Genomic DNA, 16113 nt, shown 5'->3' on the forward strand with positions numbered 1-16113 from the left:
CCCTTCTTCAGTGGTGGAGAGCCCGGGTCAGGCGGGCTCCTCGGGGCCGTCCTTCCGGTAGATCCAGGCGCGATAGGACGAGATCAGATCCCGGAACGCCTGGATCACTTCGGCCGCGGTGGCGGCCACGTTCGCCGGGGACGGCGGCTCCGGCGGCTCGAACGCCGTCCGGATGATGTGCGCGAGAGCGTCGGCCTTCTCCTCGGAGTCGAGGTCGGCGCCGTCGGCGGTGAAGCTGTCCATCAGGTAGAACCCGAGCGCCGAGGCGCGCAGGGAGAACAGCAGGTTCGGGATGTCGTCGCGCAGCAGGCCCCGGTCCGTCATCGTCTTCAGGTACCGCTCGGTCACGACCGCGTCCTGGTCCTGCAAGGGATGTTTCTTCAACCGGCCCAGCAGTTCGGTGTTGCCGGTGATGAGCGCGCCGAGCAACGGGTTCTGCTGGGTGTGGAGGTAAACCGCCCGCTGGAACCGGTGCGGGACGACTTCCGCCGGATCTTCGTCCAGCCGGGCGAGGAGATTCTCGGCGGCCCGGAGGGATTCGCGCAGGAGCAACGCGTGGAAGAGGGTTTCCTTCGTGGGCCAGTGCAGGTAGATCGTGCCCTTCCCGATGCCCGCCTGACTCGCGATGTCCTCGATGGTCACCTTGCGATAGCCCAGCCGCGTCAGCAGGACGCCGGCCGCGTCGAGGATGCGATCGGCGCGGCCGGCGGTGCGGTCCGGACGGTCTGCCACGTGCGCTCCCAGTCTCTGACTTCGTGACCGAATTTGCTTATCCGGTCATCTGGTCAGTTCGACGGTAGCGCCGGGGGTGCCGGTCCGGCAAGGGGAATCGACGAGTTCTTAACGCAGGCGGTGGGCGAGCAGGAATTTCCAGATGACCGGAGTCGCGTCGATGACGGTCGGTGTGGCGGAGTCGTTGTTCGGTGCGGTGCTCGGCCAGACGTGACCGGCGCCGGTCACCCGGTAATGCTGGAGCGAGCAACCGAGCCAGCGCTGAACGGTGACGTCGGTTTTCGGCGAATTCTGGACCGGGCGCGGGTGGCAGCCGTTCCGGGCCGCCCACGCGGCGAGCCAGTCCGGGAGCGCCGGCAGGCCTTTGGCGGGATTCCCGGTGTAGGGGATCGTCGCGTCGGCCGTGCCGTGGAAAGCGAGAATCGGAGCGGGACGCGACGGGTGGCAATCGCCACCTTGCGGGTAGAACGCGCCGGCGACGGGAGCGAACGCCGCGATCCGGCCCGGCATCCGGCAAGCGAGGACGCCGACGAATCCGCCGCCGTTCGACTTGCCCGTCGCGTAGATCCGGCGGGAGTCGACGCACAATTCACGCTGGAGCGTGTTCAGCAGATCGCTGGTGAAGAGCACGTCGTCGGCTGCCGCCGAATACGGCGCGCCGGTCCACGCCGATTCGCCGTCCGTGCCCGGAAGTCCTTGCGGATAGACGGAAATCGCGTCATAGGCGGAAAATCCGGACAGCTGCTCCTGATATTCCGACGTTCGTTTGTGGCCGTGGAACGACAACACCAGCGGGTACGGCCGTGACGGCCGGTACCGGGCCGGAACGTGCACCGTGTATTCGCGGACCAGGCCGCCGGACGTCAGCGTCCGCAGCGTCGTCGTCCCGGCGGGAACCGGGGAGGGACGCTGGCAGCCGGTCGTCCGCACCGGATGATCGATCGCCGACGGCACTGCCGGCACCGACGCCGACGCCGCCGGGGCGGCCAACAGGCTAAGCCCGGCGGCGGCGGTGGCCGTCAGCGCGAGACGGCGCAGGAACTTCGTGGGACCAGGCACGCGATCCTCCTTGATCGGGCGGCAGGGCGGTGATCAGGGTCACTCCTGACGCGGGCCTGGTCAGCATTGTGTTCATTGAGTTTTCGGACCGGCCGGTCAGCCGCAGGCGTGTTTCGCGGTCAGAACCCGCCTCAACGCCTCGTCGACCCGGGCGGCCGGGAGATCACCGGACGCGAGCGCTTGCTCCAGGGTGGTCAGCACCGTCCCGACGTTGCCGCCGGAGGACCACAACGCCTGATCCGCGCCCGCCTGCAGGGCTTTGAGCACGGCCGCCGGGAGCGGGTACTGCGCCGTGATCGCCTTCATCGCCCCGAGATCGTCCGTGATCACCGGGCCGTCGAACGCGTAATCCTTCCGCAGCAGCCGGTACGCCGGTGCCGACAGGGTCGACGGGGTGCCGCCGGTGAGATCGGGTACGTCCAGGTGCCCGACCATGACGCCGATCTCGCCGTACTCGCCGATGTCGCGGTACGGCACCAGGTCGACCTTCCGCAGTGAAGCCAGCGGCGGCGTTCGCACCAGTCCCTTGTGGGAATCCCCGGTGGCGTGCCCGTGCCCGGGGAAGTGCTTCAATACCGGCTGCACCCCGGCGTCCCGCAGGCCCTGAGCGAACGCCAGGATGTACTTGCGAGCGACCTCCGGGTCCGCGCCGAACGATCGGTCGCCGACGATGTCGCGGTCGGGCTGGTCGGTGATGTCGGCGTCGGGCGCGTAATCGACGGTGACACCGCGGGCTCGCATCTGCCGTCCTCGCTCGGCCGCCTTCGCCCGCACCTGCGACGGCGTCAGCGTCGAGGCCATCTTCCTGGCGCTCGGCATGTCGCCGTCGAGGGCGTCGATCCGCTGGACGCGACCGCCTTCCTCGTCGATCGCGACCGACACCGGGACCTTCGCGGCGCGCTGGACCTCGTCCAGTGCGCGGTTCTTCAGCAGGGCCGTCTCGTTGCCGCCGAGGAAGATCCCGCCGACCTGCTGATCGCGTACCAGCTTCACCGCGGCCTGCGGGTCACCGGCGTTCACGCCGACCACCACCAGCTGGGCCAGCCGCTGCCGGGGGCTCATCCCGGCGATGACGGCTTCGCAGCCGGCGACCGGCGCCTGTTCCGCCCTCGGTGACGGCGAGGGCCTGCTCGGGGCCGCGCTGCTGCTGGATGGAGGTACCGTTCCCGCCGGCTGCGCGGATCCGCCCTGGTCGTTCGCGGTACCGCACTGCACGCTGGTGGCCAGGACAGCGGCGGTTCCCAGGATGACGGTCGCCCACCGCTTCGTCGTCTTCGGTCGCCCGGAGTTCATCGGCTCGTTTCGTTCGTCGTCCATGCCGCTGTCGACGGTAACCCCCGCTGCCCTTTCGTACGCGCTCGCGTGCCCTTTGGTGCGTGGCCGCGTCGTTGACAACCCGATCAGGGGCGTCGTAAATTACCGCATGGTTATGGAACCGCAAGGTTATGGGATGAACTCTCTTCGTGACGAAATCGGGCGATCTCGAGATCGTCATGACGAGGTCCTTCGACGTCACGGCCGTTCGGTGGAGGCGTGATGACCGCCATCGCGGACCGTTATCGCGTCCGGGCCGACGCCTTCGAGAGCAAGGTCGCCGCCGTCCGAACCGGGCGGTGGGAGAGCAGATCTCCGTGCGAAGAGTGGAACGCCAGGGATGTCGTCGGGCACATCGTCGACATGCACGGCGCGATGCTGCGCCCCTTCGGACGTGACCTCGGGCCGGCGCCGTCGCTCCTGGCCGACCCGCTGGGTGCCTTCCGCGCCGCTCGGGCCGACGTCGAAGCCATCCTCGCCGATCCCGTACTCGCGGCCGCGGAACACGAGACACCCACGGGGAAGATGACCGCGGAGCAGCACATCGACCAGGTCGTCAGTGCCGACATGGTGATCCACGGCTGGGATCTGGCCAGGGCCACCGGGCAGGACGACACGATCGATCCGGACGAGGTCGCCCGAATGTGGCCGGCGGCGCAGGCGATCCCCGATCAGATGAGGATTCCCGGAGCGTTCGGGCCCGGCATCGTCGTCTTCGGTCCCGAAGTGAAAGTGCCCGAAGACGCGCCCCTGCAGGACAGGCTGCTCGGACTGATGGGCCGTGACCCGAACACCTGACACGGATCAGACGTGGATCCCGCGGTGTCGCCGGACCGGCCGGGGACGTGGTCGCTTTCGGCAGCTTGTTCATCGCGAACCCCGATCTGCCCGCCGATTCGCTCTCCGTGTCCCGCCGTCTACTTCGGCGCAGGCCGCGACAGTTACACCGACTTCCCGGCGTTCGAACCGGACTCGGCGAAGTTCGCCTGTCTGATCTTCGCCACCCGCTCTAAAGTGCGGGGATGGTCAAGACGGCAGTGGAGATCGCGGCGGCTGTGCGTGCCAAGGAACTCGATCCGGTCCAGGTGACGCGTGAGGCGTTGGCCCGGATCGCGGCGGTGGATGGGGTGATCGGCGCGTTCCGCCGGGTGAGGGCGGAGGAGGCACTCGCCGAGGCCGCCACTGTCGCCGAACGCGCGGATCTGGCGGACCTGCCCTTGGCCGGAGTGCCGGTCGCGGTGAAGGACGTCGCGCCGGTCGAAGGCGAATACGCCTCGTGGGGTTCGCGCGCGGGTTCGCCGACTCTGTCCACAGAGGACGGTGAGATAGCTCGGCGGTTACGTGCGGCCGGTGCGGTGATCGTCGGCCTGACCCGGGTGCCGGAGTTGTGCATCTGGCCATCGAGTGACGATCCGGACGGGACGGCGCGCAATCCGCGCAATCCGTCCTATGCCGCCGGCGGTTCTTCGGGTGGGAGTGCCGCGGCCGTCGCGGCCGGGCTGGTTCCGATCGCGCACGGTACGGACGGGCTGGGGTCGATCCGGCTACCGTCCGCGATGTGCGGGATCGTCGGTCTCAAACCGGGTCAGGGCGTGGTCCGGGTACCGGGGGAGAACGGCTGGTTCGGTTTGTCCACGCACGGACCGATGACGACCACCGTGGCCGACGCCGCCGTGCTGATGTCGGTCCTCGCCGAACAGCCCGGGCTGGCTGACCTCACCGACCCGAAGCCGTCCCGCATCGCCCTGTCGACTCAGGTTCCGTTGACGAGGGCCCCGCTGCCGCGCGCGTTCAGCCGGGCCGTCACGCGAGCCGGAGAGCTGTTCCGCGCAGCTGGGCACACCGTCGCGCCGGGCACGCCCCGGTACAGCGCCGGAGCGATCGGTGGTCTCCTGGCGCGTTGGGTCGCGGGCCCGGCCGAACAGGCGGCCGAGTTCGATCTCGCCGCGCTCCAGCCTCGGACGCGTACCCATGTCCGGCTCGGGCGGCTGATGGCCGAACGCGTCCGGGAGAGCACGCGGGAACGCTGGCTGGAGCGTGCCGAGGAGTTCTTCATCGACCACGATGTCCTGGTCACGCCCATGATCGCGACGCTCCCGCTCAAGGCACGCACCTGGCATGAAAGCCGATGGATCGCCAACGTGCTGCCGTCCGTGCGGGTGGCGGGTTTCGCGGGGCTGTGGAATCTCGCGGGCTATCCGGCGATGTCCGTGCCGATCGGGGTGCATCCTTCGGGCATTCCGGCCTGCGTCCAGCTCGTCGCCGCGCCCGGCGGGGAAGCGCTCCTCCTGGGCCTCGCCGCCCAGCTCGAAGCGGCCAATCCCTGGCCGCGCACCACCGCGTCCTGACAGCTCCCGACTGTGTGGATTTCGGGACATCTGACGTCCCAAAATCCACACAGTCACCGCGCTGACCTGCGAAAAGAGAGCAAGGGACCTTTGCTATCACTTTCCAAAAGAGAGTGACAGCAAAGGTCCCTTGCTACTTCGCGCTGGTCAGGAGCCGGTTTTGGCGGGTGACGGCTTCTGCCCGTTCGTCTTCGGGCCGTTCTGCTCGCTCTGTCCGTTCTTCGGCGCAGCGGCGGCAGGCGCCGAAGGAGCGGGCTTGGCGGGAGAAGGTTTTGCGGCGGCAGGGGCGGCGGCCTTCGAGGCGGGCGGCTCGGCGGGCTTACCCGCCGGCTTCTTCTCCTCGGCCTTGCCGTCGCCACCGACGAGCTTCGAAGCGTGCGGGATCACCGACTCCTCGGGCAGCGCCGCGAGCATCGCCTCGCTGCCCTTCAGGACCTCGTCGGCCTGCATGAGGCTCTTGCGGGCCTGCTCGCGGATCTCCGCCAGCCGCTCGACCTTCCGCTGGGCGGCGGTCGTGCGCTGGGCGGCGGTCGTCGTGGCCTCGTCGAGCCGGCGCTTGGCTTCGGAGGTGGCCTCGTCGATGCGGCGCTTCGCCTCCGCGGTGGCCTCGGCGATCCGGCGCTCGGCCTGGTTCTTGCTGGCCGTCTGCTGGTCGGCGATGTGCTTCTCGTGCGACGCGCGCTGAGCCGCGATCGTCTGGTCGAACTCGCGCTCGATCTTCCGGCGCTTGCGCTCGGCCTCGTTGTCCAGCAGTTCCCGGCGCTGGGCGGCCTCGACGGTCAGCCGCTGGACCTCGGCCCGAGTCTCGGCGAGCGCGGATTCGTGCTCCGAGTGCAGCGCGTCCGCCTGCTTGTCCAGCTCGGCGACGAGCCGCGTGTAGCGCTCACGGAGCTTCTTCGAAGCCTCGCTCGACGACGCCCAGTGCTTCTCGGCGGCGACCTCGGCCCGCTTCGTGATCTCTTCCGCACGCGCCTGCGCGAGCGTGACGGTGCGCTGCATCCGCTCGTCGAGGTCTTCGAGCCGCTCCGGCGGTTTCTTCAGCTCCTCGATCCTGGCGTTCAGCTTCGCCACCTCGTGGCGGACGGTTTCGAGTTCGCGCGTGGCCGACGTCGCCTGCGCGATCGCGGCGTCGCGGTCGGTGATCACGCGATGCAGCTGGGCTTCGAGATGATCCAGATACTGGCGCACTTCGTTCCGGTCGAAGCCGTGCCAGGCCTGGGTGTACTCGCGCCGCAGGGGCAACAGGCCGTTGTCTCGCTCGGGAACCATGGCCACGACGGTACCTGCGTACGCGGGGTCGCCGTTGCCAGGCTTGGTGATTCACCGACGTGTGTCGGCTCTCAGCTGCGTTCCCTCACCTGAACGGCCGCCACCCGTGTGCGCAGTGTCACCAATGGAAGCCGCGGCTGAGCCGGGCGAGCGCCATCGCCGCCCGGGACAGATGCTGCTCGCCCTTCCCGATCTTGAGCCCGCCTTCACCGCCCGCGGCCGCGGAATCCGGGAACACCCGGAATCCTTGGTAGGCCACGGCATCCGTGAGTCCCGGCGTGAGCGTGTACGCGAGTCCGATCGCCTGCCCGGCGGGCGTGCCGATGTGCTTCGGGCGTTCCCGCAGTGCCTTCAGCACCATGTCCGCGGCCTGATCCGGGGATTTGGTCGGAAACGCGTCGTAGATCTTCGTCGGCCGGATCATCGGCGTGCGCACGAGTGGCATGTGGATGGTCGTGAAGGTGATTCCGTCGCCGTGGGTCTCGGTCGCGGCGATCCGGGAGAAATAGTCCAAAGCGGCCTTCGACGCCGCATAGGCCGAAAAGCGCGGCGCGATTCCCTGCACGCCGATCGACGACACGTTGACGATATGCCCGAACTTCCGCTCGGACATATGCGGCAGTACCGCGAGGATCAGCCGCACCGCGCCGAAGTAATTGATCGCCATCGCGCGTTCGTAGTCGTGGAACCGGTCGTACGACAGTTTGATCGACCGCCGGATCGAGCGGCCGGCGTTGTTCACGAGCATGTCGACCCGGCCGTGCTCGGCGAGCATCGCGTCGACGGCCTTGTGCACCGACTCCTCGTCGGTCAGGTCGGCGGGGTACACCGACGCCATACCGCCCGCGGCGATGATCTCGTCCCGCACCTCTTCGAGCTCGTGCTGCCGTCGCGCGACGAGCAGCGGCACCCCGCCCGCGGCCGCGACCTTGATCGCGGTCGCCCGGCCGATGCCCGAGGACGCGCCGGTGATGATCACGCGGCGGCCGTCCAGTTCACCGCGAGGGCCGTGCTTGCGGGCGCGGAACGGGTCCAGGTGCTCGCGCCAGTAGCGCCACAGGGTCGGCGCGTAGTCCTCGATCCGGGGCACCTCGACGCCCGAGCCGATGAGTGCCTTGCGCGTCGACGCCGACGAGAACACCGACGGGAACGCCATGGTCTCCAGCAGCACCGGCGGGATCCCGAGCCGCTCCAGCACGGCGTCGCGCGCGATCGTGAAGCCGGGGATGTGCTCGCTCAGTTTCACCAGGTTGACGATGCCTTTGGACAAGCGGTCGTTGAGCTGCACGGAGATCGTCGGCGCACCCGCCGCCTTCGCGAAGGCGTTGTAGACCGAGACGACCGGTTGCGGTTCCGGGTTGACCAGGTGGAAAGCGCGTCCGTCGAGCCCCTTCGTGGTGATCAGGGCGTTCAGCGATTCGGCGACGTAGTCGACCGGGACGACGTTGGTGTCGCCGAGGTCGGGCCCGACGATCGGTACGTCGGGCAGCCCGGCGAGCCTGCTGATCGCGGGGAACAGGTAGTACGGGCCGTCGATCTTGTCCATTTCGCCGGTCTCGGAGTTCCCGACGACGACCGCGGGCCGGTACACGCGCCACGGCACGTCCTGCTGCTCGCGGACGAGGCGCTCCGCTTCGAACTTCGTGCGGTGGTACGGCGTGAGGAGCCGCTGGCCGACGTCGAACATCTCTTCGGTGAACATGCCCTCGTGGTCACCGGCGACGGCGACCGAGGACACGTGGTGCAGGCAGCCCGCGGTCAGCTCGGCGGCGAGCGCGATCACCTGCGCGGTGCCTTCGACGTTGGCCTTGATGCTGGCTTCGTCGTCGGCGGTGAGGTCGTACAGGGCGGCGAGGTGGACGACGTGATCGACGCCGCGAAGCATCTCTCGGTCCTCTTGACCGACGCCGAGCAGCGGCTCGCCGAGATCACCGGTGACAAGGGTGACGCGTTCCGGATGGGGCCAGGCGTTCACGAGTTTCGCGAGTTTGTCCCGGGAGGACGCCCGGACCACGAGCGCGACCTTGTCGACGTCGTCCCTGGTGAGCAGCAGCCGGGTGAATTGGCGCCCGATCAGTCCGGTCGCCCCGGTCACCAGAAAAGTCGCCATCAGCCTCACCCTTCACCGTGCTCGCCCGCGTCCCCCGGCATTCTGCTGCATCGGCACGGCGAGGACCACCACGGCACCGGTGAAGTTACTCACGGGTAACTAGAGCGGGTCGGCGATGACGACCCGGTTCTCGGCGTATCCGGTCTCCCCGCCGACCCAGCGGCCGCCGCAGGTGACGAGGACTATCCGATGTGGACCGGACTGGCCGAACAGTTCGTCCGCCCGTTGCGGCAGTTCGTTCTTCTTCAGCGTGATCAGCTGGGAGACCTTGTACTGCCAGGATTTGCCCGCCTTGTCGACCACGGTGACGGTGCCGCCGATCCGCTCGGTCCACAGTTCCGCGAACGGGCCCGTCGCGCCCTTCCAGTTCACGTGGCCCGCGAACACGCTCGCGCCGGTGGCCGCGCTCAGTTCGGCGCCCCACCAGGTCACCTCGCCGAGGTTCTCCGGGACGGGAAGTTCCGCGCCCGGCCCGAGTTCCTTCCGCACGAGTTTCGCGGCGCCGCCCGCGGGCAGCCGGATCGTCCCCGGCCCCTGTGGTTTCGGGGCTTCAGGCGCCTTCGACGACGACGCCGGCGGGGCGGCCGTCGGCGTCGTGGGGACGACGTCCGGCGAAGGCGGGACCTCCTGCTGCGCGGGAGCGGCGGGCGCTCCACCCGCGACCGGGACGGAGACGGCCTGGGCCGTCCCCGTCACCACTGTCGTCGGCGGCCAGATGAGCAGGGCCGCGACGAGGTCCGCGCACAGGACCGTGACGGCTCCCAGCGCGAACCCGCGTCGTACTGACATTCCAGAACCTCTTAGCGTCGCGAAGACCGCCGCGCGGCCACGCCCACCATCAGCGAACCGAGCAGCGCGAGCGCGCCGACGCCGAGGATGCCGGCGGTCGACGCCGAATTCTCGACGGTGCCCTGCATCATCGCCACCGGCCGGTCACCGGCGGGAATGGTGCGCGGTACCTCGTTGGGCGTGTTGGCGACCTTGAGAGCCAGCGTCTCACCCGGCTTGACCTCACCGCAGGCGGACGGCGGATTCTTCGGGTCGAACGCGTTGGTGTAGCCCGGCGGCGCGCTGACCTCGACCACGCAGATCTCCTGCGGGGTCCGCAGGTTCTCCACGGTGACGGCGCCGTTCTCGCCTTCGGTGGTGACGACGGCGGGTTTGCCGTCGGCGCCGTTGAGGGGCTTGCCGTCGTGGCCGACCGCGGCCGTCGTCTTGTCCTTCGCGGTGATCCGCAGCACGGCGCCCGCGACGCCCTTGTCGGTCTTCGCGTCGACCTTCGTCACCTGGACCTTGCCCGGCTTGGAAACGACCGCGACACCCTGGGCCTTCAGTTCCTTCTCGCCGCCGGTCGAGACGACGTTCTGTACTCCGGTCTTGACCGGGAACTGCACGTACGGCCGGTCCGCGGGTGCGGACAGCGAGCTGGCCAGCTTCGGCTGGTCACCGGTCGGCGTCACCTTGACCGTGACGGTGCCGTCCTCGCCCGTCTTCACCGTGGTGGCCTTCTCGGCCTTCGCCTTCGAGGTCGACGCGGGCTTGGTGCTCTCACCGCCGTCGACGGTCGCGTTCGACGGCGTGAGCTGCACGGGCACTCCGGAGACGCCTTTGCCCTTGGCGTTCTTGACGCTGATCGTCCACTCGCCCGCGGTGCCGATGTGCTGGTCTTCCTTCGGCGGCGTGATGGCGGTGGTCCACGGGCCGCGGTTGGCCTCGGCGTCCGCGGTCAGCTTCTCGACGGCCGCGGCGCCCTCGGGGAATTGAACCTTCAGCTTGTCGAGGTGGTCCTCGATCTTGTAGCCGATCTTGCTGGAAGGGAGCGTCGGGTCGGTGTCGGCGTCGGATCGCGGCTTGGCCGTCCAGGAATGGAGCAGGTGGGCGAGCGCGGCGGCTTCGGCGTTGTCCTGCGTTCCGCCGTAGCGGAGGAGCAGGTAGGAGATGTTGGCCGCGATGTCATCCGGCAGCTTCTCTCCCCACTTGTCGAGCAGTTCGTCGCCGGGCTCGTACTCCTCGTTCGTGTCCGGCGCCTTCTGCTGGAAGCTCACGCAGAACACGTGAATGCCGTTGACGACGTAGGAGCCGAGCCAGTCGCTTTCCTGATCATGGCCGCCGAAGGGCTGGCCGGGAGTGACTTCGAAGCCGAAGCCCTGTTTCGGGTCGGCGGCGGAGGCCGGTGTCACCGCGACGGTGGCGGACAAGGCGCCGAGCAGGCACGTCGCGATCAGGCTGGTCAAGGCGCGCGAACGCACGCTCGGGCGTGAGGTCCACCCCATGGTGTGTTGACTCCTTTGGCCGTGCTCTGCCCGGCGCATTTACGTCGGCGCAGGTCACACGATCGATAGGTTCCCCGACACGCCTTCGGTGTTTATCCGAACACGCAACGTGGAGAGTGGCGTGTGATCAGCGGTTTTGGCAATAGGGCATCAGGTGGGGTATCGGTGAACGGTCGGTGATCTCCGCCGCATACGGTGTGGGGGATGGGCGTCGCGCCGTTTGTGAGTAAAGTCGTCTTTACTTCGACGGGAACCGGGCGGCCCCCGCGGTCGTTGAACCCGATGCAGGTGCCAGTAGATCCAGGAGGATCAGGTGCGATCCAGTAGCAACCCGGCGTTCCGGAACCTGCCGCGTGGTGCGGCGCAGTACGGACCCAACGTAGGCTTCAACCAACCCCAGGGCGGCGTGCCCGGCTACGGCCCTCCGCAGACCTCCGCCGGCGCCGACGACCGTCCGATGACCGTCGACGACGTCGTCATCAAGACGGCGCTGAGCCTCGGCACCGCGCTGGTGACCGGTGTGCTCACCGCGATCTGGGCGATCAGCCAGCTGCCCGTGGACGCCGCGGGCCGGATCACCGGTATCAGCGGCGGCGTGATCGGCGCGCTCGTCGGCGGCATGCTCGTCGGCCTGGTGATCTCGCTCGTCATCATCTTCAAGCAGAAGCCGAGCGGTCCGCTCACGCTGGCGTACTCGGCCGCCGAGGGTGTCTTCCTCGGTGCGATCAGTGGTCTTTTCGAAGCGCTGTACCCCGGTATCGCGCTGCAGGCGATCATCGGCACCGCGGGTGTGTTCATCGCGATGCTGGTCGTCTACAAGACCGGTGCGGTCAAGGTCACCCCGAAGCTGACGAAGTGGATCATCGGTGCCGTCGTCGGTGTCGCGATCCTGATGCTGGTCAACCTCGTCACCAGCTTCTTCGGCTTCAACCCGCTGCGTGACGGCGGGCCGATCGCGATCATCTTCAGCCTCGTGGTGATCGGTGTCGCGGCGTTCAGCTTCCTGCTCGACTTCGACCAGGCCGACCGGATGATCCGCGAAGGCATGCCGTCGAAGTGGGCGTGGTTCGCCGCCTTCGGTCTCATGACCACCTTGGTCTGGCTGTACCTCGAGATCCTGCGGCTGCTGTCGTACTTCCAAAACGACTGACCCGGGCTTTCGCGAAAGGGCGCTCCGAGCGATCGGGGCGCCCTTTTCCGTCTCCGCGAATACGCTGGCCCCATGACCGAGCACAGTGGCGAACCCGCCAGGCCGAGGCGTTCCAAATGGTTCTGGGCGGGCCTCCTGGTGCCGGTCGCGATCGTGGTGCTGAGCGCGGCGTCGTGGATCTTCGGGTACCTCTCGAACACCGACGACGTCCGGGTGGGGGACTGCTACGCGATCACCACTTTCGGTGACGTCGGCGCGGACCCGGTGAAGGCGGATTGCGGCTCGGCCGAGGCCAACGTGAAGGCCGGGGCGAAGACCGACGCGGGCGGCGCTTGCCCGGCGGGCGAGTACGACCAGCTCACCGTCGACAAGACCTTCGCCTCGTACAAGCTCTGCATGATGCTCGACGCCAAGCAGGGCGACTGTCTCGAGAACTTCCTGGCCGACAGCGTGGCCTACCAGAAGGTCCCCTGCTCGGATCCCGCGCGGGACGCGGAGGTCCTGAAGGTGGTCGACGGCGTCGCGACCTGCGACGACACGGACGCGACCCACCTCAAGAGCTACTCGACGCCGCCTTCGACGGTCTGTGTGATGAGCACCAGGTAGCAAGGGACCTTTGCTACCGCCGCCATCCGGCCCTGCGCGCGCCTCCGTTCGTCGCACAGTGTGGGACGGGCTGCGTCCGGACGGTCACCGGTCCTAACGTTGCTCGTCCCCCACCCCGCCGATCGACCTGGAGTCCTGGTGGCGACGACCGAAACCCAAGCCGGCGAGAAGAAACTCCTCGACTTCCCGACCTCCTGCGCCGCCCCGGTCCCGCGACCGGAGGAGCCGGTCAAGGTCGTGCCGCTGGCGGTCGCGAGCGCCCTCGCGGTCGGGCTGACCTGGTACGTCTGGGCCGCACACGGGGCGAAATTCGGTGTCCTGCTCATCCTCGGCCTGCTGCTCGGCCTCGCGCTCTTCCACTCCCGTTTCGGGTTCACCTCGGCCTGGCGCCGGCTGATCGCGGTCGGGAACGGGCAGGGCCTGCGGGCGCACACGCTGCTTCTCGGCACGGCCGCGACGTTGATCGCGCTGATCGTGGGCACCGGATCCGGGCTCTTCGGCAGCACGCCGAACCCGACCGCGGGCGGGCTGGGGCTCGCGCTGTTCGCCGGCGCGACGATCTTCGCCATCGGCATGCAACTGGGTGGCGCTTGCGCTTCGGGAACGCTGTTCGCGGTCGGTTCCGGGCAGTCGACGATCGTGCTGACCCTCGGCGGCTTCATCACCGGGTCCGTCCTCTACACGTGGGCGTATCCGCTGCTGTCGGGCTGGCCCGAGTTCAAGGGCGTCCTGCTCGCCGACCATGTCGGCTGGTTCGGTTCGTGGGTGATCACCATCGCCGTCCTCGCCGCGATCGTGCTGGGGACCCGGTTCGTGCAGAAGCGCCGCAACCCGCCGCCGGTCGACGTCGTGCCGACCGCGCGCGGTTTCGCCCGGATCTACCGTGGCTCGTGGCCGATCCTCGTCGGCGCCGTCGTCCTCGGCGTGCTGGCGGGCGCGGTCTTCCTGGTCTCCGGCGGGATCTGGGGTGTCACGAGCGCGTTCAGCCTGTGGGGCGCCAAGATCCTGCAGGTGTTCGGCCTGCACCCCGAGGCCTGGGAGTTCTGGCGGATCAAGGCGAACGCGGCGTCACTGGCGGGGCCGATCTGGAAGGACAAGAACAGCCTCACCGACATCGGCATCATGATCGGCGCGGGGGTCGCGGCCGCGGCGGCGGGGGCGTGGAAGATCCACAGCTCGATCCCGTGGCGGACCGCCGTCGCCGCGGTGCTCGGCGGGATCCTGATGGGCGTCGGCGCGCGGATGGCGGGCGGCTGCAACATCGGCGCCTACCTCGGCGGCATCTCGGTCGGCAGCCTGCACGGCTGGCTGTGGGGCGTCTTCGCGCTCGGCGGCACCTGGATCGGGCTCAAGCTGCGACCGTTGTTCGGGCTCGGCAACCCGGCCCCGACCGACAGCGTCTGCTGATCACTCTTGGTGACATGTCGTGTGCGGATCTGCCCTTCAGGTCCGCGTGCAGGGAAAAAGCTGGCAGGTAAAACCGGTGTTCGGCTACCCTCGGCTACGTACTGAGCTTGCGCATTAATGCACAAGCTCGATTGGGGAAGCTCGGCGCGAGGCCGGGCATCGAGTCCGTAGTCGCGACCACGGGGGTCGTCGCGTCCCGGGGACACCGAGCATCAGGGACGGATTTCTCATGTCAACGCAAAGCCCGGCCGCACCGGGCGGCGACAAACTCGACGCGGGCGTGCTCAAGATCGCCGGCGTCGTCATCCTCGGCGCGATCATGGCGATCCTCGACACGACGGTCGTCAACGTCGCGCTCCAGAAGCTGACCATCGAGTTCCAGACCTCGTTCGACACCATCCAGTGGATCGCGACCGGCTACATGCTCGCCCTGGCGACGGTCATCCCGATCACCGGCTGGGCTTCGGACCGGTTCGGCACCAAACGCCTCTACATGACCGCGATCGGGCTGTTCCTGATCGGGTCGATGCTCGCGGGCATGGCGTGGGACGTCGAATCACTGATCGTGTTCCGGGTCCTGCAGGGCTTCGGCGGCGGCATGCTGATGCCCGCCGGCATGACGATCCTGACCAGGGCCGCCGGACCGCACCGGATCGGGCGCGTGATGGGCGTGCTCGGGGTGCCGATGCTGCTCGGCCCGATCGGCGGCCCGATCCTCGGCGGCTGGCTGGTCGACGCGGTGAGCTGGCGCTGGATCTTCTACATCAACGTGCCGATCGGCCTGATCACCATGGCCATGGCGTGGCGCCTGCTGCCGAAGGATCGGCCGGAGCCCAGTGAGCGGTTCGACTTCCTCGGCATGCTGATGGTCTCGCCCGGCCTGGCGGCGCTGATCTTCGGTGTTTCGAACATCCCGGCGGCGGGCGGTGTCGGCGCGGTGGACGTCTGGCTGCCCGCGCTGGCCGGGGTCGCGTTGCTGGTGGCGTTCGTGATCCGGGCGAACCGGGTGGCGAATCCGCTGGTCGATCTGAAACTGTTCAAGAACCCGTCGTTCTCCGTCGCCATGGTGACGATGACCTTCTTCTGCGTCGCGTTCTTCGGCGCGATGCTGCTCCTGCCGACGTATTTCGTGCTGGCGCGCGGCGAATCGGCGATGAACGCCGGGCTGCTGCTCGCTCCGCAGGGGGTCGGCGCGATGCTGACCATGCCGATCGCGGGCCGGTTCGCGGACAAGATCGGCGCGCGGAAGATCGTGCTGCCCGGTCTCGTGCTGATGCTCGCCGGCCTGATCGCCTTCACCCAGATCACCGCGGCGACGCCGTACTGGCTGCTGCTTTCGGCGCTGTTCGTGATGGGGCTCGGCATGGGCGCGACGATGATGCCGATCACCTCGGCCGCGTTGCAGACGCTCAAGTCCGAGGACATGGCGAAGGCGTCGACGGCGACGAACATCCTGCAGCAGACCGCCGGGGCGATCGGGGCGGCGGTGCTGTCGATCATCCTGGCGGCGCTGCTCGCCGGGAAGTTCGGCGTGCCGACCGCGCAGGGACAGCTGGCCGCGACGGCCGCGGTGCTGAACCCGGCGACGCGCGAAACGGCTTCGGGGCTGACCGCGGACGCGTTCTCGACGACGTTCCTGTGGTCGATGATCCTGCTCGCGCTGTGCCTGATCCCGGCGGCGTTCCTGCCGAAGACCAAGCCCGCGCTGCCGGAGGGCGCGGACGGCGAGGCCGCCGCGGCCCCGCCGATCATGACCCACTAGGCGCCAGAAGAGGAGCAAGGGACCTTTGCTACCACTCGCTTAGCCTGGCTAAGTAAACGGTAGCAAAGGTCCCTTGCTCTCTT

13 protein-coding genes are annotated in these 16113 nt (G+C 68.6%); 6 read left to right on the forward strand and 7 right to left on the reverse strand.

Annotated features, from left to right (window positions below):
• Positions 1-27 precede the first annotated feature (27 nt).
• From ACLJQ7_RS13480 to ACLJQ7_RS13490, 3 genes are all read right to left on the reverse strand, one after another.
• On the reverse strand, positions 28-732 hold the full coding sequence (locus ACLJQ7_RS13480) for a TetR/AcrR family transcriptional regulator (protein ID WP_410648515.1): 705 nt from the start codon (positions 730-732) through the stop codon (positions 28-30).
• 108 nt (positions 733-840) lie between these two features.
• Entirely contained in the window at positions 841-1791 is a 951-nt protein-coding gene (locus ACLJQ7_RS13485; RefSeq protein WP_410648516.1) for an alpha/beta hydrolase family esterase, read from the reverse strand.
• Between the two features lie 96 nt (positions 1792-1887).
• Complete coding sequence (locus ACLJQ7_RS13490; protein ID WP_410648517.1) at positions 1888-3108, reverse strand: glycoside hydrolase family 3 N-terminal domain-containing protein; 1221 nt, start codon at positions 3106-3108, stop codon at positions 1888-1890.
• 219 nt (positions 3109-3327) lie between these two features.
• Between ACLJQ7_RS13490 and ACLJQ7_RS13495 the strand changes: the two genes are divergently transcribed.
• Together ACLJQ7_RS13495 and ACLJQ7_RS13500 are read left to right on the forward strand one after the other, a co-directional pair.
• Positions 3328-3903 (forward strand): TIGR03086 family metal-binding protein, encoded by a 576-nt coding sequence (locus ACLJQ7_RS13495; RefSeq protein WP_410648518.1) that lies wholly within the window; start codon positions 3328-3330, stop codon positions 3901-3903.
• 224 nt (positions 3904-4127) lie between these two features.
• Positions 4128-5453 (forward strand): amidase, encoded by a 1326-nt coding sequence (locus ACLJQ7_RS13500; protein ID WP_410648519.1) that lies wholly within the window; start codon positions 4128-4130, stop codon positions 5451-5453.
• 147 nt (positions 5454-5600) lie between these two features.
• Here the strand turns inward: ACLJQ7_RS13500 and ACLJQ7_RS13505 are convergent, their stop codons facing one another.
• The 4 genes from ACLJQ7_RS13505 to ACLJQ7_RS13520 all read right to left on the reverse strand — a co-directional run bounded on the left by ACLJQ7_RS13505 (position 5601) and on the right by ACLJQ7_RS13520 (position 11105).
• Positions 5601-6722: a cell division protein DivIVA gene (locus ACLJQ7_RS13505; RefSeq protein ID WP_410648520.1), complete on the reverse strand. Its 1122-nt coding sequence runs from the start codon at positions 6720-6722 to the stop codon at positions 5601-5603.
• A 118-nt stretch (positions 6723-6840) separates the two neighbouring features.
• Complete coding sequence (locus ACLJQ7_RS13510; protein ID WP_410648521.1) at positions 6841-8832, reverse strand: SDR family oxidoreductase; 1992 nt, start codon at positions 8830-8832, stop codon at positions 6841-6843.
• A 99-nt stretch (positions 8833-8931) separates the two neighbouring features.
• A complete protein-coding gene (locus ACLJQ7_RS13515) occupies positions 8932-9621 on the reverse strand; it encodes a class F sortase (RefSeq protein ID WP_410648522.1) in 690 nt (229 codons plus the stop codon).
• Positions 9622-9632: 11 nt separating this feature from the next.
• On the reverse strand, positions 9633-11105 hold the full coding sequence (locus ACLJQ7_RS13520; protein WP_410648523.1) for a SpaA isopeptide-forming pilin-related protein: 1473 nt from the start codon (positions 11103-11105) through the stop codon (positions 9633-9635).
• 313 nt (positions 11106-11418) lie between these two features.
• Between ACLJQ7_RS13520 and ACLJQ7_RS13525 the strand changes: the two genes are divergently transcribed.
• The 4 genes from ACLJQ7_RS13525 (at position 11419) to ACLJQ7_RS13540 (ending at position 16030) form a co-directional block, all read left to right on the forward strand.
• Positions 11419-12255 carry a Bax inhibitor-1/YccA family protein gene (locus tag ACLJQ7_RS13525; RefSeq protein WP_410648524.1) on the forward strand — a complete coding sequence of 279 codons (837 nt, stop codon included), beginning with the start codon at positions 11419-11421 and terminating at the stop codon, positions 12253-12255.
• Between the two features lie 72 nt (positions 12256-12327).
• Positions 12328-12861 carry a hypothetical protein gene (locus ACLJQ7_RS13530; protein ID WP_410648525.1) on the forward strand — a complete coding sequence of 178 codons (534 nt, stop codon included), beginning with the start codon at positions 12328-12330 and terminating at the stop codon, positions 12859-12861.
• A gap of 138 nt (positions 12862-12999) precedes the next feature.
• A complete protein-coding gene (locus tag ACLJQ7_RS13535) occupies positions 13000-14268 on the forward strand; it encodes a YeeE/YedE family protein (protein ID WP_410648526.1) in 1269 nt (422 codons plus the stop codon).
• A 229-nt stretch (positions 14269-14497) separates the two neighbouring features.
• A complete protein-coding gene (locus tag ACLJQ7_RS13540) occupies positions 14498-16030 on the forward strand; it encodes a DHA2 family efflux MFS transporter permease subunit (RefSeq protein WP_410648527.1) in 1533 nt (510 codons plus the stop codon).
• Positions 16031-16113: the final 83 nt, after the last annotated feature.

The sequence above is a fragment of the Amycolatopsis sp. cmx-4-54 genome, from assembly GCF_046548895.1.
Taxonomy (GTDB): Bacteria; Actinomycetota; Actinomycetes; order Mycobacteriales; family Pseudonocardiaceae; genus Amycolatopsis.